This window comes from Roseivivax sediminis, from assembly GCF_900112685.1.
In the GTDB taxonomy this organism is placed as follows: Bacteria; Pseudomonadota; Alphaproteobacteria; order Rhodobacterales; family Rhodobacteraceae; genus Roseivivax; species Roseivivax sediminis.
The window spans coordinates 38,497-57,436 of the sequence record NZ_FOMS01000010.1 but is presented as its reverse complement, the minus strand read 5'-3'; the positions used below and the strand labels follow the sequence as shown (position 1 = coordinate 57,436).

Annotated in this window: 17 protein-coding genes; 7 read left to right on the top strand and 10 right to left on the bottom strand. The window is 67.8% G+C overall.

Annotated features, from left to right (window positions below; translation table 11 throughout):
• Positions 1–515: 515 nt before the first annotated feature.
• The 3 genes from F3H57_RS15545 (at position 516) to F3H57_RS15535 (ending at position 4,471) form a co-directional block, all read left to right on the top strand.
• Positions 516–3,023: a GcvT family protein gene (locus F3H57_RS15545; RefSeq protein ID WP_149756847.1), complete on the top strand. Its 2,508-nt coding sequence runs from the start codon at positions 516–518 to the stop codon at positions 3,021–3,023.
• 261 nt (positions 3,024–3,284) lie between these two features.
• Positions 3,285–4,037: a dienelactone hydrolase family protein gene (locus F3H57_RS15540; RefSeq protein WP_149756846.1), complete on the top strand. Its 753-nt coding sequence runs from the start codon at positions 3,285–3,287 to the stop codon at positions 4,035–4,037.
• A 101-nt stretch (positions 4,038–4,138) separates the two neighbouring features.
• Positions 4,139–4,471 carry an SMR family transporter gene (locus F3H57_RS15535; RefSeq protein ID WP_394349841.1) on the top strand — a complete coding sequence of 111 codons (333 nt, stop codon included), beginning with the start codon at positions 4,139–4,141 and terminating at the stop codon, positions 4,469–4,471.
• Between the two features lies 1 nt (position 4,472).
• Here F3H57_RS15535 and F3H57_RS22285 read toward each other — a convergent pair whose 3' ends face one another.
• From F3H57_RS22285 to F3H57_RS15515, 5 genes are all read right to left on the bottom strand, one after another.
• Entirely contained in the window at positions 4,473–4,643 is a 171-nt protein-coding gene (locus F3H57_RS22285) for a hypothetical protein (RefSeq protein WP_188129720.1), read from the bottom strand.
• The gene (locus F3H57_RS15530) at positions 4,640–5,767 is read right to left on the bottom strand and encodes a YeeE/YedE family protein (protein ID WP_149756844.1); all 1,128 of its coding nucleotides are present in this window, start codon (positions 5,765–5,767) and stop codon (positions 4,640–4,642) included. Before F3H57_RS15530 ends, F3H57_RS22285 begins: the two co-directional genes overlap by 4 nt.
• Positions 5,768–5,770: 3 nt before the next feature.
• Positions 5,771–6,706 carry a sulfurtransferase gene (locus F3H57_RS15525; RefSeq protein ID WP_149756843.1) on the bottom strand — a complete coding sequence of 312 codons (936 nt, stop codon included), beginning with the start codon at positions 6,704–6,706 and terminating at the stop codon, positions 5,771–5,773.
• 228 nt (positions 6,707–6,934) lie between these two features.
• On the bottom strand, positions 6,935–7,684 hold the full coding sequence (locus tag F3H57_RS15520) for a helix-turn-helix transcriptional regulator (protein WP_149756842.1): 750 nt from the start codon (positions 7,682–7,684) through the stop codon (positions 6,935–6,937).
• A gap of 113 nt (positions 7,685–7,797) precedes the next feature.
• Entirely contained in the window at positions 7,798–10,227 is a 2,430-nt protein-coding gene (locus F3H57_RS15515) for a mechanosensitive ion channel domain-containing protein (RefSeq protein WP_149756841.1), read from the bottom strand.
• A gap of 154 nt (positions 10,228–10,381) precedes the next feature.
• On the opposite strand from F3H57_RS15515, the gene F3H57_RS15510 reads away from it, so the two are divergent.
• The 3 genes from F3H57_RS15510 (at position 10,382) to F3H57_RS15500 (ending at position 13,607) form a co-directional block, all read left to right on the top strand.
• Positions 10,382–11,614, top strand: a complete 1,233-nt coding sequence (locus F3H57_RS15510; RefSeq protein WP_188129709.1) for a putative DNA modification/repair radical SAM protein — start codon at positions 10,382–10,384, stop codon at positions 11,612–11,614.
• A 3-nt stretch (positions 11,615–11,617) separates the two neighbouring features.
• Positions 11,618–13,084: a UdgX family uracil-DNA binding protein gene (locus tag F3H57_RS15505; RefSeq protein WP_149756840.1), complete on the top strand. Its 1,467-nt coding sequence runs from the start codon at positions 11,618–11,620 to the stop codon at positions 13,082–13,084.
• 64 nt (positions 13,085–13,148) lie between these two features.
• A complete protein-coding gene (locus F3H57_RS15500; protein WP_149756839.1) occupies positions 13,149–13,607 on the top strand; it encodes a GNAT family N-acetyltransferase in 459 nt (152 codons plus the stop codon).
• 43 nt (positions 13,608–13,650) lie between these two features.
• Here the strand turns inward: F3H57_RS15500 and F3H57_RS15495 are convergent, their stop codons facing one another.
• The 5 genes from F3H57_RS15495 to ectA form a co-directional block, all read right to left on the bottom strand.
• Entirely contained in the window at positions 13,651–14,166 is a 516-nt protein-coding gene (locus F3H57_RS15495) for a hypothetical protein (RefSeq protein WP_149756838.1), read from the bottom strand.
• 175 nt (positions 14,167–14,341) lie between these two features.
• Positions 14,342–15,772 (bottom strand): aspartate kinase, encoded by a 1,431-nt coding sequence (locus tag F3H57_RS15490; protein WP_149756837.1) that lies wholly within the window; start codon positions 15,770–15,772, stop codon positions 14,342–14,344.
• A gap of 20 nt (positions 15,773–15,792) precedes the next feature.
• A complete protein-coding gene (locus F3H57_RS15485; RefSeq protein WP_149756836.1) occupies positions 15,793–16,185 on the bottom strand; it encodes an ectoine synthase in 393 nt (130 codons plus the stop codon).
• A 6-nt stretch (positions 16,186–16,191) separates the two neighbouring features.
• Positions 16,192–17,475, bottom strand: a complete 1,284-nt coding sequence (ectB, locus tag F3H57_RS15480) for a diaminobutyrate--2-oxoglutarate transaminase (RefSeq protein ID WP_149756835.1) — start codon at positions 17,473–17,475, stop codon at positions 16,192–16,194.
• 55 nt (positions 17,476–17,530) lie between these two features.
• Positions 17,531–18,061, bottom strand: coding sequence for a diaminobutyrate acetyltransferase (gene ectA / locus F3H57_RS15475; RefSeq protein ID WP_394349838.1), 531 nt, complete (start codon positions 18,059–18,061; stop codon positions 17,531–17,533).
• Positions 18,062–18,272: 211 nt separating this feature from the next.
• Here ectA and F3H57_RS15470 point away from each other — a divergent pair, with 211 nt between their 5' ends.
• Entirely contained in the window at positions 18,273–18,938 is a 666-nt protein-coding gene (locus tag F3H57_RS15470; protein WP_316633467.1) for a MarR family winged helix-turn-helix transcriptional regulator, read from the top strand.
• The last annotated feature ends 2 nt before the right edge of the window (positions 18,939–18,940 follow it).

Sequence of the window (18,940 nt, the reverse complement as noted above, 5' to 3'; positions counted from 1 at the left end):
CGGAGGCCACTGGGGTCAGCGCGGCCGGTGCGGCGGTCCACGCCCGGTAGGTCGGGGCAGGCGCGCTGCCCCTTCGTAACTCTTCAAGACGCTCCGGGGTGTAGGCGGCTGCAATCGCCTTTCGCGCGATATGACGGTCGAGTCGCGCACCGACCGGCCCGGATACAAGCCGAAGACGCCGGGCCTGCGCCGGCCCGTCCCGGGGGGCGGCGCTCATTTCACCGTTGCGCGACGATCGGATCGAGGAGGGGCTCGGCGTGGATAAAGCGCGGATCTCTCAGGTCTCGAAGCGCCAACCCACGCGCCGGAGCCGGCCCGGCACCGTCTCGCCCGGCGGAAGGCGCTGCGGGCCATGCAGGCGGCACGCGGTCCAGGCAAGCGCGGCTCAGGGCTTCTCTCGGCCTCCCGCCGGGTCCGAATGTCGGATTTCGACGCTGCTGCGTCGCGCGTTCGCGGCTTCGCAACCAAGGCTGCGATATCGACGGGGGAAACCTCGGCCCACGGAGTCGCGCGCCATGAAGACACACGTCAAAGCTCTCGTCGTCGGCGGTGGCGCCGTCGGCACCTCCATCGCCTACCACCTCGCCCGGCACGGCTGGGACGACGTCATGCTGCTCGAACGGGACGAACTGACAAGCGGCTCGACCTGGCACGCCGCGGGCCTTCTGCCCTACTTCAACATGTCCTACGCGACGACGCATATCCACGACTACTCCATCAGGTTCTACAAGACGCTGGAGGAGGAGACCGGGCTCGACGCCGGGTTCTTCGTCGTCGGCAACCTGCGCATGGCCCAGACCGAGGCGCGGATGGACGAGTATCGCCTCTACGCCTCCACCGCGGAGACCTGCGGCGTGCCGTTCGACTGGATGACGCCGGACCAGATCAAGGAGCGCTGGCCGCTTCTCAACACGGACGGCCTAAAGGGCGCGATCTACCACCCGACGGACGGCTACATTAACCCCGCCGACGTCACCATGGCGATGGCCAAGGGCGCGCGCCAGCGCGGCGTGACGATCGAGCGCAAGTGGCAGGTCGACGGCTACGCGTGGAAAGGCGACCATTGGGACGTGAGCGTCACCAAGATGGTCGAGAAGGGCGGCAACCTCGTGCCCTCCGACGAGACAGCCGTGATTTCGGCCGAGCATGTCGTGACCGCCACCGGTAACCACGCGCAGCGCACCGCGAAGATGCTGGGGATCAAGATCCCCGCGATCCCGGTCGAACACCAGTTCATCGTGACCGAGCCCGACCCCGCGCTGGTCGAGTGGCGCAAGACCAACGAGCAGCACCCGGTGATCCGCGACGCCGACGCCAAGTGGTACGTCCGCGAGGAGCGTGGCGGCTGGATCCTCGGCCCCTACGAGAAGGGCGCGCCGGCGCGGTTCGAATACGCGGTGCCCGACAGCTTCCGCGCCGACCTCTTCCCGCTCGACCTCGAGCGGATCGAGGAAGAATACATGTCGATGATCAACCGCATCCCCTCGACCGAGACGGTGGGCCTCAAGGACGATTTCAACGGCCCGATCTGCTACACGCCGGACGGCAACCCGCTGATCGGGCCGGCGCCGGGGCTGCGCAACATGTGGCTGGCCGAGGGCTTCTCCTTCGGGATCACCGCCGCGGGCGGGGCGGGGCACTACCTCGCGCAGATGATGGTCGCCGGCGAGGCGGAGATCGACATGGCGTCGCTCGACCCCAAGCGGTTCGGCGGCGACTGGATGACCACCGAATACGCCGCGCGCAAGAACGAGGAAGCCTACGAGAACGTCTACGTCCTGCACCACCCCGACGAGGAGCGCGAGGCCTGCCGGCCGCTGCGCACCGGGCCGTGCTACGACCGACAGAAGGCGCAAGGCGCGCAGTTCGGCTGCGTCAACGGCTTCGAGCGGCCGAACTATTACGGGCCGAAGGACGCGCCCTCGAGCTTCGATCACGACGCGCGGTCGTTCCGCCGCGGCGAGTGGTGGCAATACGCCGTGGAGGAGGCGAAGGCGATCCGCGAGGGCGTCGGCCTGATCGACGCGACGGCCTTTGCCAAGCACGCGGTCACCGGGCCCGGCGCGGCCGAGTTCCTGTCGGGCTTTTCGTGCAACAAGCTGCCGAACGTGGGACGAATCAACCTGACCTACGCCCTGACCGAGGCCGGGACCGTCCGCACCGAATACACCATCGTGCGGCGCGGGGAGCGGGACTTCTACCTTGTCTCGGCCGGCGCCTGGGCGGCCTATGACGGCGACTTCCTGCGCAAGGCGGCCGAGGATTACATGGCCGCCGGCGGCGGCTGCGTCGTGGTGCAGGACATCACCACGCAATGGGGCGTCTTCGCCATCGCGGGGCCGAAGTCGCGCGACGTGCTGAACGCGCTCGTCAAGGACGCCAATCCCGCCACGGCGCTGTCGAACAAGCGGTTCCCGTGGCTGGCGATGCGCAATATCGAGCTTGGCATGGTGCCGGTGATGGCGCTGCGCGTGGCCTATACCGGGGAACTCGGCTGGGAGCTGCACCACCCGATCGAGATGTCGGCGCATCTGTGGGACAGGCTGATGGAGGCGGGCGCGCCGCACGGGCTGAAGCTCGTCGGCGGGCGGGCGCAGAACTGGCTGCGGATGGAGAAATCCTACCGCGCCTTCGGCCACGAGCTCGGCCGCGACGCGACGCCTCTGGAGGCCGGGCTCGACCGGTTCGTCGACTGCACGCGGCCCTATGCCGGCAAGCCGGCGATGCTCGAGACGGGCATCCGGTCGAAATGCTGCACGCTGCTGATCGACGGGCCGGCGGATGCCGACCCCTGGGGTCGCGAGGCGCTGTATACCGAGGACGGGGAGCGCGTCGGGCGCCTGACCTCCGGCGGCTATTCGGTCGCCTTCGGCAAGTCGATCGGCATGGGCTACGTGCGCCCCGGACTGGCGCGGGCGGGCACGAAGCTGAAGGTGCGGATCATGGGCGATCTCTGGGATGCGGAGGTGACGGAGGATTCACCCTACGATCCGAAGAACGAGGTGATCCGCGCGGACGGCTGATGGCGCGGGGTGGGCTGATTGCCCACCCTATTTCCTGTTCGACCGTTCGGCTCTGGTGGGGCGGACGGGAGCGAGGGGCCAGCCCCTCGCGCTCCCCGGGATATTTTCGGGCAGATGAAGAGGGGAAGGGGCGCGGGAGGGCGAAGGCGGGTCGCTGTGCGGCCGGGGCGGTGCGCGAGGACTGACCAATTCGTGAACGCGGTCCGCGGCCGCGGCTCTACCTGCTGGCGTGATCGTTACGTTCAGGAGAGGAGAGCTGGAATGACCCGCACGCTTACCCTTGCCGCGGCGGCGCTGGTGGTGCCGGTGGCCGCGAGCGCCCAGATCATGGGCGAGGCACAAACGTATACCGTCGGCGAGCGCGAATACGAGGGGTACGTCGCGCGACAGACGACGCTTGAAGAGCCGCTGGGCACGGTGCTGATCGTGCACGACTGGGACGGGCTGACCGAGTACGAGATGCGCCGCGCCGACATGCTCGCCGCGCAGGGCTACCTGGCCTTTGCCGTCGACGTCTACGGCGCCGATGAAGAGCCGCAATCGGTGGAGGACAACCGGCGCCTCTCCGGCGCGCTCTACGAGGATCGCGAGGAATTCCGCGCGCGGCTGATGGGCTCCATCGAGGCGGCGCGGTCGCTGGAGGGCGCCACGGACAATATCGCGATGATGGGCTATTGCTTTGGCGGTGCCGCGGTGCTGGAGGCGGCGCGCGCGGGCGCGGACCTCGATGCTTTCGCGACGTTCCATGCCGGGCTCGACCTGCCGGAGGGGCAGGATTACTCCGACGTGAGCGCGCCGGTCATGCTGTTTCATGGCTCTGCCGATCCGGTGTCCGGCATGGACGCCATGGCGATGACGCTGGGCGCGATGCAGGAGGCCGGGATCGCGCATGACGCGCGGATCTTCGGCGGCGCGCGGCATTCCTTCACCGTCTGGGGATCGGACGATTACGTGCTGGAGGCCGACCGCAAGTCTTGGGACGGGCTGCTGGAGTACCTCGACGAAACGCTCTGAGTACCCGTTCCCGCGTGGCGGCCGGGCGGCGGATGGACGGCGCGGCCCGGCCGGGCTAGGGCAGGGCGGACCCTTCCGCCGGAGTGCCGCCCATGCCGTCCCTGTCGATCTATGCCCTGCTTGCCGCCGCGATCTGCGCGGAGGTGATCGCCACCACCGCGCTGGCGCAGAGCGACAGTTTCCGCCGGCTCTGGCCATCGGTCCTGACCGTGGTGGGCTACGCCTTCGCGTTCTACTTCCTGAGCTTTCCGATCAAGGTGCTGCCGACCGGCGTGATCTACGCGATCTGGTCGGGACTCGGCATCGTGCTGATCACGATGGTGTCGTGGCTCTGGGCCGGGGAGCGGCTCGATACCCCGGCGGTGCTGGGTCTTGCCCTCATCATCGCCGGGGTGATCGTGATCAACGTCTTTTCAGACGCGGTGCGCCACTAGGTCATTGTGGCAGCGCCGCGCAATGCGCGCCGCCGGACGCCTGGCCCGACCCGAGCGCGATGATGGGTGGCTGGCCGTAGATGTCGGGTGCGCCGCTCGCCGCGAGGTCGGCGAGCGTCATGGTGGCCAGGCCGACCAGGGCGATGCTGACAACGATCAGGCGGGTTTTCATGTGCGCGGCTCCAGTCCCAGGATCGGGCGCAGCTTGATGCCGTAGAAGGCGCCGCCGAAGGCCGCGGCGAACCAGACCCAGCCGTGCAGGCTGCCGGTAGAGATGCCCGAGAAGAAGGCGCCCACGTTGCAGCCGAAGGCGAGGCGCGAGGAATAGCCCAAGAGGAACCCCGCGATGACCGTCGCGACCCAGGCGCGCGCCGGAAGCTGCGGGATGCCGGCGCCCAGCCCCGCGCGCCACGCCGCGACGAGGGCGGCGCCCGCGACGATGCCGAGATTGGTCAGCGAGGTCACGTCGGTCAGAAGCGACGCGCCAACCCGCTCCATGTTCGCCTCCGTGCCCCAGAAGGAGGAGGCGGAGAGATCCGCGCCGAGCGCCGTCGCCCCCTTCGCCGCCCAGAGCCCGAGGCCGTAGACCACGCCCCAGGGCTGGCCGGCAACCACGAGGTTGGCGATGGCCAGCGCGGCAAGGCAGATCGCCGCGAGCCAGAGCCGGCGGGGGATCACCCGCTGCTCGGGCGCCGCGCGCCACCACAGGAAAGCCGAGACCGCGGCGAGACCGGCGAGCGTGACGATCAGGCCGGTGGTCCCCGAGAGCGCGACCGTCGGAGCGGTGCCGAGCGAGGTCCACCAGAGCAGGTGATCGGCGCCGAAGAAGCTGCCGATTGCGAAGAACGGCAGGGCCAGAAGGCTCACGGCATTGCCGCTGCCGGCATTGACCAGCGTGCCCGAGCCGCAGCCCATGACGATCTGCATGCAGGCGCCGAAGACGAAGGCGCCGCCGATCATTGCAAAGCCGACGGGCGCGTGGGCGCCGATCAGTTCCTGCCCGTGGGTGGCCAGCAGCGGGAAGGCGGCGAGCGCGACGAGGCCGATGGAGACCAGTTGCGCCACGGTGGCGGCGGGGTCACGCTCCCGGATCAGGCGGCGCCAGGGGCCCGCAAAGCCGAAGCGGAAGCCTTCGAGCACGATCCCGAAGCCGAGGCCGATGGCCAGAAGGAGCCCGTAGCGCGCGCCCACGAACGAAGCGACGGCCAGAACGAGGATGGCCGCGCCGACAAGCAGCGCGGCCCGCGGGAGCGCCCCGGGTTCGGGGCGCTCGGCAGCAGGTGAGACGGTGGCCATGGCTTAGAAGACACCCCGGATCTGGTGCCAGAGCGTGCGCAGCGGCCCCGGCACGTTGGCCATGTCGTAGCCCGCGTTGGACCAGCCGACCATGGATTCGGGGTAGAGCTTCACGTTGTCGATCCCGGCGAGTTCGGACAGCGCGAACCAGTTCGTCGCCGCCCAGTGGCCGGTATTGCAGAACGAGATCAGGTTCTCGGCGCCGGTGAAGCCCTGCTCTTCGGCAAGCTGGCGCGCGGCGTCCGCGTCGACGATCGCCGGGCCGTTGGAGAACCAGCCGGCGTGCTCGAAGTAGTCCGACTGCGGCAGGGTGCCGGGTTTGGCGGCGGCCGGGTGCGACTCGGTGCCGTTCCAGAAGCTCTCCGGCCGGGCATCGAGCAGGAGCGTGTCGTTTTCGCCGTCGATGGCGGCCTGAACGTCCTCGGTCGACGCGGTCCAGGTGTCGTCCCATGTCACGTCGATCTGCGACGGCTCGGGGTCGGCGGCGTCTTCGGACAGGTCCAGCCCGGCTTCGGTCCAGGCGTTCACGCCGCCGTTGAGGATGGTCAGATCCTCGATCCCGGCGGATTTCAGCGTCCAGTAGACGCGCGCGGCGGCGCCGAAATCGGAGACGCTCTCACCCTGGTAGGTGACGACGACCGGCGTGTCGGCCTCCAGCCCGAGCTCGCGCAGCGTGTCGGTCAGCGCTTCTTCGGTGGGGAGCTGTCCGGGATTGTCGGACGGGCCGCGGAAGAGGCCGTAGGGTGCGTTCACGGCACCGTCCACATGACCGGCGGCGAAGGCGTCCTCGGCCCGGATGTCGATCACGTCGACCCCGGCCCCCGAGGACAGAAGCTCCGACAGCTCTTCGGGGGTGGCGAGCGGGCCGGGCAGGGTCTGGGCCGAGGCGGCGCTGGCGCAGGCCAGCGCGAGGATGGATGCGGAAGCGAGGGGCTTCATTGGGGAACCTCCGATCTGTGCGGTTTGCGTCTTACTTGCGGCCGCAGCGCGCAGCTTCAAGGTCGCATCGCGCGGGCCCGGCGGCGCGGCGCAGGGCTATCGTTTTGTCCCGGGTGCCTCTTTCCCGACGGCGTTTCGCGGGACCCGCGCCACCGCAAACGCGCGTTTCGCGGCAGGGGCGACACAAGGCCGGTCATTCTTATCTGCCTTTCGGGCCCCCGGTCCGGATCAGAGTCGCAGCAGACCCCGGCTCATCGCCAACGCGAGAGTCTGGTCGCGGCTGTGCGCGTCCATCTTGCGCGCTGCATCGCGGATCTCGCGCCAGACCTCGCGCTCGGTCAGCCGCAGCCGGTCGGCGATGTCGCCCTCGTTCAGCCCATGGGCGAGCAGGCTGAGTATGTCGGTCTCGCGCACGGACAGGCGCTGCCAGTTCGCGCCGAAGAAGCGGGCGGCGTCTGCGCCGCTGCCGGGCGGCCCGAGCGACAGGCTCAGCATCGCAGAGACGGCGGACAGTGCCCGGGCCGTGCCATGGCCGAAGAGATCGGTCGGATCGCCCTCCGTGGCGAGGGCGAGGGTCTTGCCCGTCGTACCTTCGATCCAGCTGTGGGTCAGCATGTAACGATAGCCGTGGCGCAGCATGCCCGCATGGAGCGCCGCGCCGGGCGTGCCGTCGGTGTCCCTCGCGCGCGCGGCCACGTCGTAGAGCGGCGGCGGGGTGCCGGCGATGGCGGCCTGCAGCACCGGATCGCTGTCGTGATATTCAGCGCCGGCATATTCGTCGAGCCAGTCGGGCGCCATGGTACTGCGCATCCAGGCGATACCCGGGGCGCCGCGCAGGAAGGCGCCGGCGTTCACCGCGCTCGCCCCGATGCGGGCCGCCACCGCCTCCACACGCATCCACGCATCGTCGGCGTCTGACGCATCGGCCAGCGTGTCGGCGGCGTCGATCAGCAGCCGGGCAAAGCGGGTGGTGGTCATCTGCGGGCGGCGCTCTTCTCGTGCATCGCACAGAGTGCGTGCTGAGGCGGTTTGGCGTCAAGGTATCTGGCCCGTCCCGCGCCGGCGCCCGGAGCCGGCGCGGGACGGGCGGCTCACTCCTCTCCGGCCTCGGGGCCAAGATCGGCCTCTGGCGGCGCGTCGCGCGTCGGGCGGGTGGTGCCGCGGGACGTGTCGCCCTCCGTGTCGCTGCTGGCCTCGCGCGAGCGGCGGGCATCGGCACGGTCCTCGTCGCGGCCGACATCGCGCAGGCGCAAGGTCTGCGTCGCGCCGGACTTGTCCTCGCCGAAGAACAGGGTCTGGTGCGGGAAGGGGATCTCGATGCCGCGCTCGTCGAAGAGCTTCTTGAGAAGCTCGTTGTAGGCGCGTCCGACGCCCCACTGGCTGCCCGGAAGGGTCATGATGCGCGTGCGCAGCACCACCGCGCTGTCACCCAGCGAATTGACCCCGAACCATTCCAGGTCGCCGATGATCGCATCGCCGTTCTCGCCTTCGCGCAGGGTGGCGAAAGCGTCGTGCATCGCCTCTTTCGCGGCGTCGATATCCTCGCGGTAGGCGATGCCCATGTCGGTGACCGTATATGCGAAGTCGCGCATGTAGTTCGACACCATGTCGAGCGACGAGAACGGGATGATGTGATAGGTTCCGTCCAGCGCCCGGAGCGAGACCGAGCGGATCGTCAGCTTCTCGACCGTGCCTGTGGTGCCGCCGACGGTCACCACGTCGCCGACGTTCATCGCGTTCTCGAGCTGGATGAACACGCCGGTGATGATGTCCTGCACCATCTTCTGGGCGCCGAACCCGATGGCGAGACCGAGAACCCCTGCAGAGGCGAGAAGCGGGCCGATATTGATGCCGAGTTCGGAGAGCGCGAACATCAGCGTCAGGATGATCAGCGCGATCGACGCGGCGTTCCGGAACAGCGAGAAAAGCGTCCGCTCGCGCGAGGTCGGGCGCTTGCCGTGGTTCTCGTCCAGCCGGTAGTCGACCCAGGCATTCAGCGCCAGCCAGACGCCGGCGGCGACGATGAGGATGATCGCCACCGATACGACGGCGCCAGACAGGCGCAGGCCCGGATCGCTCGCCAGCCATTCGGCGATGCCGAGAAGGCCGATCACCTGGATCGTATAGACCAGCACGCCGAAGGCGACGAGCAGGCGCAGCACCATCAGGATCTTCGGAACCACGCTGTTGACGCGCGATTCGAGCAGCGGCAGCCGCTCGGTCGCCCAGTCGGGCAGCGACACGCCGTTCTTCGACGCGCGCCCGAACGCGCCGACGATCACCGAACCCAGGAGGATCGCCGCGGCGATCTTGCCCGACGCGGTCAGCGTGGCGAAGACCACTTCGGCGGGCCGGGTCATCACGATGACGAAGACAACCGCGAGATAGGCCAGCATGAACCAGTGCCAGAGGCGGATGAGCGAGCCGAGGATTCCCGTCGGCTTCATCCGGTCGGGTACCGGGCTTTGCGCTTCGTCATCTGTTTCGTCCACGAAGCGGCCGGAGGCGAGCCGGCGGGCCAGCCAGTCGGCCACCGGATCGCGGAAGCGGATTACGGTGATCACGAGGTAGAGCAGCACCAGCAGCGCCAGCAGCGCCGACACCCCGGTTCCGGCGGCGTAGGAGACGTTGCGGTTCACGATCGGCACGATCAGCAGCTGGCCGTAACCGAGCACGCTGACCACGACGCTGAGGATGCGGTAGAGCCGCTTGGCGCCGGCATCCGCGAGATTCATGAGCCGCAGGCCCCAGGCGGCGGGCGAGACGATCATGCGGATCGCGACCTTCACCAGTTCGACCAGCAGGAAGGCATTAAGATAAAGGGCCTGGCGGAAGCCCATCTGGCCGTATTCGCCGACGACGAGCAGGGTGACCGCGTAGCCGATGGCCCAGGCCAGCGCGACGATGAGGATATCGAGCAGCGCCGAGCCAAGATAGATCAGGATCGTCCGCACGAGGCTGGCTTCTTCGGCGCGGCGGCCCATGCGCGCGAAGATCGGCAGCAGGATCAGCCGCAGGGCCACGAAGACGACGATGGTGATCGCGATCACCAGGAAAAGGTTGCCGAAGGCGTCGAAGAGCACGCTCAGTTCGTTTCCACCCAGACCGCTGAGGACATTGTTGGACATCGAGAAGCTGTCGATGACGGCCATGACCTGCGCCAGGGCGGTCTCGGCCACCGACTGCGTGAACTCCGCGATCTGCGCGCCGAGCGAGGCGGGCGCCTCCGCGGCGCTGGCCGCGCCTGCGTCGGACTGTCCCTCGCCCTCCTCGGTAGCGCCGGTTTCTTCCAGCGCCGTTTCGAGCTGGCGTACCAGTTCCTCGCGGGCAGCCTCGTCCTGCAGCACGGTCAGCAGGCTTTGCAGCGCGAGAGTTTCGGAAGGCACGTCCTCGCCGCTCTCGCTGCCACTTTCGGAAGTCGCGCCTGCCTCCTGCGCGAGCGCCGGGCCGGGAAGCGCCAGCAGTGCCGCGACAACGAGTGCGACTAGACAGGCCGCGAGGCATCGGGCGATCCGGAGCATTGCTGCTTTCTCCTTCGTGCTGTGCAGCCGCGCAAACTAGCGGTGCTGTCGGCCGATGCAAGCGAAGCGTAGCTTTGCGCAAAGAGTCGCACCGGGGCGATCGGTCCGCAGCCGCCCCTTGCCCGTGACGGCTTCTGGAACATAATGTGAACACATGGTGAAGCGCACGCTGGCGGAAAAGCTCTCGATCCTGTCCGACGCGGCCAAGTACGACGCCTCCTGCGCGTCGTCGGGCGGCGAGCGGCGCGACGCGCGCGACGGCAAGGGGCTCGGATCCACGGGCGGGTCCGGGATCTGCCACGCCTACGCGCCGGATGGGCGGTGCATCTCGCTTCTGAAGATCCTGATGACGAATTTCTGCATCTACGATTGCGCCTATTGCATCAACCGCGCCTCCAGCCGGGTGGAGCGGGCGCGTTTCTCCGTCGAGGAGGTGGTGCACCTGACGGTGGAGTTCTATCGGCGCAACTACATCGAGGGCCTATTCCTCTCCTCGGGCATCATCCGCTCGCCCGATGACACGATGGCGGACATGGTGCGAATCGCGCGCAGGCTGCGCGAGGTCGAAGGCTTCCGCGGCTACATCCATCTCAAGACGATTCCCTCGGCGAGCCCGGAGCTGATCGACGAGGCCGGGCGCTGGGCCGACCGGCTGTCTATCAACGTGGAGATGCCGACCGAACGCGCGCTGGCCGACCTCGCGCCGGAGAAGTCTGCGCAGGGCATCCGGCGGGCGATGGCCGACGTGCGCAGCCGGCGCGAGGCGTCGCGCGAGGGGCAGAGCTTTCGCGGCAAGCGGCCGGCGAAATTCGCGCCGGCCGGTCAGTCGACGCAGGTGATCGTCGGCGCGGACGGCTCGGACGACCGCACGATTCTGACGCAGAGCGCGGGGCTCTATGCCTCCTACGGGCTGAGCCGGGTGTATTACTCGGCCTTCTCGCCGATCCCCGATCCGGCGCGCGCGCTGCCGCTGAAGGCGCCTCCGCTGGTGCGCGAGCACCGGCTCTACCAGGCGGACTGGCTGCTCAGGTTCTACGGCTTCGAGGTGGGCGAGATCGGCGGCCGGTCGGGGATGCTCGACCTCGATGTCGATCCCAAGACGGCCTGGGCGCTGGAACACCGCGAGCGCTTCCCGGTCGACGTGAACGGCGCGAGCCGGGAGTCGCTTCTGCGCGTGCCGGGCTTCGGCACGAAGACGGTGGGCCGGATCCTCGCCGCGCGGCGACGCGGGGCGGTGCGCTACGAGCACCTCGCGGCGATGGGCGCGGTGATGAAGCACGCCCGCGCCTTCGTCACCGCCCCCGGCTGGAGCCCGCGAGGCATGCTGGACGAGGACAATCTGCGCGCGCGGTTCGCGCCGAAGCCCGAGCAGCTGGCGCTGTTCTGAACGATGCGGCAGGTGGTTCTTCCGCTCGTCGGAACGGTGGCGGCGTGGCGCCAGGAGGCGCGTGCGCTGGCGGCGGCGCGCGTGCCGCCCGAGGAGGTGCTGTGGTCGGTCGGGGCCGCGTCGGGGGACCTGTTCGCGCAAGGTGGTGGGGACGGGACCGGGGCGCTGCCCCGGACCCCGGGATATTTGAAGGCAGATGAAAGCCCGGTCCAGGTGTCGAAACGGGCGCTGGAGAGCATCGAGGCGGCGCTGTGTCATTCCGATCCCGAGCGCTTCGCGCGGGCCTATCGGCTGGTGCTGCGGCTGTCGGCGGGTGACGTCGCTTGGGGCGACCGGAGCGACGGCGACGTGCGGATTGTGCTGGCGCAGGCCAAAGCGGTGGCGCGCGATGTGCACAAGATGCACGCCTTCGTGCGGTTCCGGGAGGTCGAGGGGGCGGGCGCACGCCGGGCCTTCGCCGCGTGGTTCGAGCCCTGGCATCCGTGCCTTGAGCGTGGGGCGCCGTTCTTTGCCAGGCGTTTCGGGGACATGGACTGGGCGATCGCGACGCCGGATGTGACCGCGCGCTTCGTGGACGGGCGGCTGCGGTACGAGGAGACGCGGGAAGAGATGCGGCCGCCCGCCGATGCGACCGAGGATCTGTGGCGGACCTATTACGCTTCCATCTTCAACCCGGCGCGGGTGATGGTGAAGGCGATGTGCGCCGAGATGCCGAAGAAATACTGGAAGAACCTGCCGGAGGCGGAGCTGATCCCCGGCCTCGTGCGGGACGCCGAGGCGCGGGTGCGCGGAATGGCCGAGACCGCGCCGGCGGAGGGGCCGATGCCGCGGGCGGAGCGGGTGCGGGAGACGACACGGGCGCTCCTGGCCGAGACCGCGCCGCGCGATGCTCTGGACAGGCTGGCGCGCGAGATTCGGGGCTGCGCGCGCTGCGGGATCTGCGCCGCGGCAACGGCGCCGGTGCCCGGGGAGGGGCCCGCGCCGGCCGAGCTTATGATCGTGGGCGAGCAGCCGGGCGACCGCGAGGACCTCGCCGCGCGGCCCTTCGTCGGACCGGCGGGGCAGGTGCTGGACCGGGCGGCGGAGGTGGCGGGGCTCGACCGCGAGGCCGTGTACGTGACCAACGCGGTCAAGGGGTTCAAATATGCGCCGCGGGGCAAGCGGCGCATCCACCAGCGGCCCGATGCGGGCGAGGTCGAGCGCTGCCGCTGGTGGCTCGACCTGGAGCGGGAGCTGGTCCAGCCGAAGGTTATCGTGGCGATGGGGGCGACGGCCGCGGTGGGGCTGACCGGCTCCGACGCGGGGCTTCTTAAGCGGCGCGGGCGGGTGGAGCGCGCGGAGGACGGCACGCCTGTCCTGCTGACGGTGCACCCGGCCTACCTTCTGCGTCTGCCCGATGCGGCGCGCGCGGAGGCGGAAACGGAGGCGTTTCACCGTGATCTGGCGCAGGCGGCGCGGATGCTTGACTGATCGGTTGCGCGGCGGGGCGATCCGTGGCACCCGGCCGGCATCCCTGCAGAGAGGAGACGTGCCCGTGACCGGTCTCACGATCCGCAAGAACGCGCCCTTCGAACTGGTGACGCTAGGCGAGATGCTTACCGATCCGGACGACCTCAAGTTGGTCAATCCGAACGCCAAACACCCGTTCGATGCGCAGGAATGGGCCGAGAAGTGGCTCAACGAGCCGGACGACGCGTCATTCTACATCCTCGACGGCGACGGCACTCCCGTCGGCTTCTTCGCGCTGCGCGTCGGGATCGGGCCGGAGGTGCGCCACCTGACCTACGCCTATGTCGTGCCCGAGGCGCGCGGGGGCGCCGGGGCGGAGATGGCAAGGCTGGTTGAGGAAGCGGCGCGTGCGCTGGATGCACTGACCATTACGCTGAAGGTGGAGACGGACAACGAGCCGGCACTGAACGCCTATCGCTCGGCGGGCTTCGAGGAATTGTCCCGCCGGGGCGGCATGGCCACGATGCGGCGCGACCTGGGATAGGGGGGCCGCCCCGAGGACCGGGGCAGCCGGATCTGCGGGCAGATCAGTTGTTGACCGTCTCGATCGGGCCGGTTTCGAGCGCGGCCGCGAATTGCTGCGTCGTCATGTCGAGCATCAGGCCCTGCTGGCCGAGGCTGAGCGACGAGACGCGGACCGCTGCGTTTTCCACGCCCGGACGCTCCAGCGAGGTTTCCATCGCGGTGTCGATGTCAATGTAGACGCGCCCGGAATCGAGGTCGGTGCGGTAGATCGTGCCGACCACGTTGCCGTCCGAGGACATCACTACCGCGTCGTCGGTGAGCGCGCCCTCGAGCTGAGCGGCGGTGTCGCTGGCGGCGCCATAGGCGCTCGCTGCAGCGTCGCCGGTCGCGTCCACGCCCGATTCGACGGCGTTCGCGGTGCCTTCGACGGCGGCTTCGCCGGTGTCGACGATCGCGTCGCCCGCCTGCGCGGCCTCGGTGCCGAGGCTCTCGTCGGTCGGTGCGGTCGACTGTGCGGCGGCCATGCCGGACAGGCCGAGCGCGATTGCGGTGGTGGTGGCGAGGATACGCTTGGTCATCTGCGGTTTCCTTTCGTCTGTCGCACGGTCCTGATCGCAGACCGTTCACAGACGAAATGCGCTCCCCCTTGCGTCATGTTCCATGTGCGCTCGGAGGCGGCGGATCCTTGCCGGGGCGGTGCGTCCCGCACAAAAAAGGCCCGCCGTGATGGCGGGCCCAGTCGGGTTCAGATCGTCACGCCACCAGCTTGGCTGAGGCGTTGCCCTTTCCCATGAAGGTGTCATGGAGGGACTTGATACACAGGTCGCGGTCATCGCGTTTGACCACGAACTGCGCGTCCACGGTGCGCGTCGTCTGATGCGCGGAAATCACGTCGACCCCGGCCTCGCGCAGCGCGGCGAGCCCCCGTTCGAGCACGTGCAGACCCCGCAGGTCGCGGCCGATCACCGAGACGATCGCGGAAGAGCGCACGTTGATCGACGCGTTCGGGTAGATCCCCGCCAGCTCCTTCTCGACCTTGCGCAGGGCGGACAGCGGGCCATCCACGTAGTGCGTGATCGTGTTGGCGTTCGAGGTCTTCGACACGATGCGCAGGTTGTGGCGCGTCAGGATGTCGAGCGTCGCCGCGTCGTAACCCTTCACGCCGACCATGTCCTGTTCGAACAGTTCCAGCGCCTGCACATCGACGCCGCAGACGATCTCGGCCACGCCCTTCTCGGCGTCCTTCTCGTCGATCAGCGTACCGGGATCCTCGGGCTCGAACGCGTTGGTCACGCGCAGCGGCACCTCGGCCTGGCGCAGCGCCTTGGCCGCGGTCGGGTGGATCGCCTCCATCCCCATGTTCGACAGCTGGTCGGCCACGTCGTAGTTGGTGTGGCCCAGCTTGCGCACGTTCTCGGCCCCGACCAGCTTGGGATCGGCGGAGGAGAGGTGGAACTCCTTGTGGATGATCGCCTCGCGCGCCTTGGTGAGCGCGGCGATCTGGCTGAACGTGACCTCGGAATAGCCGCGGTCGAACTTGTTCATCAGCCCTTCGACGCATTGCGCGTAGCCGGTCACGATCGGCATTTCGGTCTCGAGGTCGACCGAGTCGAGCCCGTCCAGAATGCGCTCTTCGAGCGACAACTCGCGGTCGTCGCGCCAGCCCGAGAGGTCCACGAAGCGCGCGTTGACGCCGTGGCGCTTGAGCAGCTGCGTGGTCACGAAGGCGGAATGCGCCTCGCCGAGACCGGACAGAAGCTCGCGCGTTTCCTGCATGTGGGTCGACAGGCGGAAGTGCCCGTAGGAGCACAGCCGGTGCAGGTCGATCAGGCAGTTGCGCGCGCCCTCGATGCGGTCGCGGACGAAATCGTCGGCTTCCTGACGGTCGCCCTTGTGCTCCAGCAGGCCGTCATGGGCCTCGCGCATGGCGCGGTCGACGCGGTTGAGCGCGGACATCCAGCCATGCTCTTCGGTCTCGTCGGCGAACTCGGCGTAGACGCCCGATTCGCCGCTCTTCTTGTGCTCCAGCAACAGGTCGGTGATGCCCCCGAAGGCGGAGACGACGAAGATCCGGTTATAGTCGGGCGCGGAGACGCGGAACAGCGGCTCCAGCAGTTCGGAGAGGCGGGACATGGACGTCCCGCCGATCTTCTCCACGGTGTGGTTCTTGAACTCTACGGTCATGCAATCCTCGCAGCGTCGCTTCAGGCCACCTCGTCGGCGGCGGCGTAGGAGCCGTCTTCGCGGTGCACCTCATTGCCCGTCACGGGCGGGTTGAAGCAGCAGGCGAGCACGAGCTCTTCCTCGCAGCGCACGGTATGCTTGTCGTGCTTGTCGAGCGCGTACATCACGCCGGGCTTGATCTCGTGCACCTCGCCGGTGGCGAGGTCCTCGATCGTGCCCTTGCCGCGGATGCAGTAGACGCTCTCGAAGTGGTTCTTGTAGTGGAACGTGTGCTCCGATCCGGTCTGGATGTACGTGATGTGGAACGAGAATCCCATCTTGTCGTCGGCCAAGAGCATCCGTACGGAGGTCCATTGCTCGTTCGACACCGTGCGCTCGGTGCCATGCAGTTGGTTTTCGTCACGAACGATCATGGTGTCTTACTCCGCTGCGATCTTGTGTTTTTCGGTGGCTTCGCGGGTCGCTTCGAGCAGGATGTCGAGCCCGCGGCGCAGGTTCTCAGGCGACACGGTCAGCGCGACCAGCACCTTGACGACCTCGTCGTCGGCGCCCGAGGTTTCGATGATGAGGCCCTTCTCGAAGGCGCGGGCGCAGATGTCCTCGGCCAGCTCGCCCGAGCCGACGTCGACGCCCTGCATCATGCCGCGGCCCTTGAGCTTCGCGCCCGGCACTAGGTCAGCCACTGCCTGAAGTCCAGTGGTCAGTTGCACGGCTTTTTCTTGAACCTCTGTCTGGAAGCTGTCGTCCTTCCAGAACTTCTCCAGCGCCACGCGGCCGGTGACGAAGGCGTGGGTGTTGCCGCGGAAGGTGCCGTTGTGCTCGGCCGGTTTCCAGACGTCGTGCTCGCCCTTGATCAGCAGGCACGCGAAGGGCAGGCCGAAGCCCGAGAGCGATTTCGCCTGGGTGACAAAGTCGGGCTGGATGTCCATGCCCTCGAAGGCGAAGTAGGTGCCCGAGCGGCCGCAGCCCGACTGGATGTCGTCGACGATGATCATCGCGCCGTGGTCGCGGGCGAGCTTGGCGACGCCCTCGATCCATTCCTTGGAGGCGGCGTTGAGGCCGCCTTCGCCCTGGATCGGCTCGAAGATGAACGCCGCAGGCTTGTCGATGCCCGAGGACGAGTTGTTGAGCATCGCCTTGATGTAGTCGAGCGTGTTCACGTCGTCGCCGAAGGCGCCGTCATATGGCAGGTGGCTGACGCCATCGAGGTAGCCGCCGCCGGCCCCGCCCCGCTTGCCGGCATTGCCGGTCAGCGACAGCGCACCCATGGTCATGCCGTGGAACGCGTTGGTGAAGGAGATGATGTTGCGACGGCCGGTGATCTTGCGGGCCAGCTTCATCGCCGCCTCGACGGCGTTCGTGCCGGTCGGCCCGGTCATCATGATCTTGTAGTCGTCCATGCCGCGGGGCTTGAGGATGATGTCCTCGTAGGCCTGGAGCCACTTCGCCTTTTCGGCGGTGAACATGTCGAGACCGTGGGCGATGCCGTCCGCGGAGACGTGGTCGATCAGCGCCTGTTTCATGTCCGGGTCGTTGTGCCCGTAGTTGAGCGATGAGCAGCCGGCGAGGAAGTCGATATAGGTCTTGCCGGCCTCGTCGGTCATCTCGGAGCCGACGGCCTTGGTGAATACGGTATCGAAACTACGGCAGTAGCTGCGCGCCTCGGATTCGCGGCGCGCAAAGATCTGTTTGTCTGTCGACATTGGAAAGTCCTCTGGACTGTTAATCGGGGGTAACGCGTAAGCGGGAGCGCGGGTTTCAGGCCGCGCTCTGCACCGCTTCGCGGAAGGTGATGGTCACCATGTGCTCGGTCGCGTGCTCGCCTGCGAAATGCGTGTCGCGGGTGAAGTGCGCGTCCGAGGTGAGATCGCCGTTGGACTTGTCCGCGAATTTACGGAAGAGCGCCCAGGACGCCTCGTTGTCGAGAGTGATGGTGGTCTGCATGCGCTTGACGTCGGCGGTTTCCTCGCGCGCCATCAGAGCTTGCAGCATACGTGAACCGAGACCGATGCCGCGCGCATTCGGCGACACGGCGACCTGCCAGACGAAAACCGCCTCGGGATCGTTCGGCGTGACGTAAGCCGAGATCCAGCCGACGATTTCACCGTCTTTCTCCGCCACCACGCAGGTATCGCCGAAATGGTCGCTTTGCAGCAAGTTGCAGTACATGGAGTTCTCGTCCAGCGGCTTGCAGCTGCGGATGAGTTCCCAGATGGCTGCGCCGTCCTCACGGACAGGCTTACGGAAGGTCACTGTGCCTTCGGGTTTCGCGCTTTGCAGTGTCTGCACGGGTCTGAACCTTTGTCGCGTCTCTTTGTTCGTGACACTAAGTATAGGTGTGGCGAGACATATTTCAACATGCAAAGTAATTTTCTTCCCCGGCATGCGGCTGATTGAATGCGATTTGTGTATAATCTTTTAAATACAGCAGGTTATCATGTTTCCGTTCGGGAAGGAAACTTGAATTCTTCGATGGGCGCGCTGTGTTTCCGAAGCGTACATGACGGGGCGCGCCGTTGCAAAGGTGTATCGCAAGCCTAAATACCTTTGTATGCTTGACCAGTTCGACAGACAAAGCCATGCCTCGACCTGCACGATGGGGTCGTGCGGCGGCGTGGCCAACAAGACGAGTGAGCCGGAGATGGACAGAACTGACGAAAGCTTGGTCGCACTGCGCCGAATTCTTCGCGCGACCGAGCTTTATGGTCGCGACCTGGCGCGGGATGCCGGGCTGACGGCGGTGCAACTTCGCGTTCTGCAAATCGTGAGCGAGCGCGGGCGCTGCCATCCCTCCGAGGTGGCCGCGCAGATGGGCGTGAGCCAGGCGACGATCTCCGTTCTGATCAAGAAGCTGGTGTCCTACGGCCTGATCGAACGGCGCCAATCGGCCTCGGACCGTCGCCAGATCGACCTGACGATCACGAGCGCGGGCCGCGACAAGGTTGCGACCGCGCCCGACGCGCTGCAGCAACGCTACGTGGAGCAGTTCGAATCGCTCCCCGCTTGGGAACAGGCGATGGTCGTCTCGGTGCTGGAGCGGGTGGCGGGCATGCTGGACGCCGGCAAGCTCGACGCGGCTCCTGTCCTCGCGATGGGTGAGATCACGCGGATGCACCAGAACGGCAGCACCCCGCGCGAGGTGGGCCAGAAGAAGAGCGCCGGCTGACC

What these genes read in the sequence shown, in the direction of transcription:
- F3H57_RS15545 (WP_149756847.1), top strand. Translation starts at nt 516, where the DNA reads ATGAAGACACACGTCAAAGCTCTCGTCGTCGGCGGTGGCGCCGTCGGC.
- F3H57_RS15540 (WP_149756846.1), top strand. Translation starts at nt 3,285, where the DNA reads ATGACCCGCACGCTTACCCTTGCCGCGGCGGCGCTGGTGGTGCCGGTG.
- F3H57_RS22285 (WP_188129720.1), bottom strand. Translation starts at nt 4,643, where the DNA reads ATGAAAACCCGCCTGATCGTTGTCAGCATCGCCCTGGTCGGCCTGGCC.
- F3H57_RS15530 (WP_149756844.1), bottom strand. Translation starts at nt 5,767, where the DNA reads ATGGCCACCGTCTCACCTGCTGCCGAGCGCCCCGAACCCGGGGCGCTC.
- F3H57_RS15525 (WP_149756843.1), bottom strand. Translation starts at nt 6,706, where the DNA reads ATGAAGCCCCTCGCTTCCGCATCCATCCTCGCGCTGGCCTGCGCCAGC.
- F3H57_RS15520 (WP_149756842.1), bottom strand. Translation starts at nt 7,684, where the DNA reads ATGACCACCACCCGCTTTGCCCGGCTGCTGATCGACGCCGCCGACACG.
- F3H57_RS15515 (WP_149756841.1), bottom strand. Translation starts at nt 10,227, where the DNA reads ATGCTCCGGATCGCCCGATGCCTCGCGGCCTGTCTAGTCGCACTCGTT.
- F3H57_RS15510 (WP_188129709.1), top strand. Translation starts at nt 10,382, where the DNA reads ATGGTGAAGCGCACGCTGGCGGAAAAGCTCTCGATCCTGTCCGACGCG.
- F3H57_RS15505 (WP_149756840.1), top strand. Translation starts at nt 11,618, where the DNA reads ATGCGGCAGGTGGTTCTTCCGCTCGTCGGAACGGTGGCGGCGTGGCGC.
- F3H57_RS15495 (WP_149756838.1), bottom strand. Translation starts at nt 14,166, where the DNA reads ATGACCAAGCGTATCCTCGCCACCACCACCGCAATCGCGCTCGGCCTG.
- F3H57_RS15490 (WP_149756837.1), bottom strand. Translation starts at nt 15,772, where the DNA reads ATGACCGTAGAGTTCAAGAACCACACCGTGGAGAAGATCGGCGGGACG.
- F3H57_RS15485 (WP_149756836.1), bottom strand. Translation starts at nt 16,185, where the DNA reads ATGATCGTTCGTGACGAAAACCAACTGCATGGCACCGAGCGCACGGTG.
- ectB (WP_149756835.1), bottom strand. Translation starts at nt 17,475, where the DNA reads ATGTCGACAGACAAACAGATCTTTGCGCGCCGCGAATCCGAGGCGCGC.
- F3H57_RS15470 (WP_316633467.1), top strand. Translation starts at nt 18,273, where the DNA reads ATGACGGGGCGCGCCGTTGCAAAGGTGTATCGCAAGCCTAAATACCTT.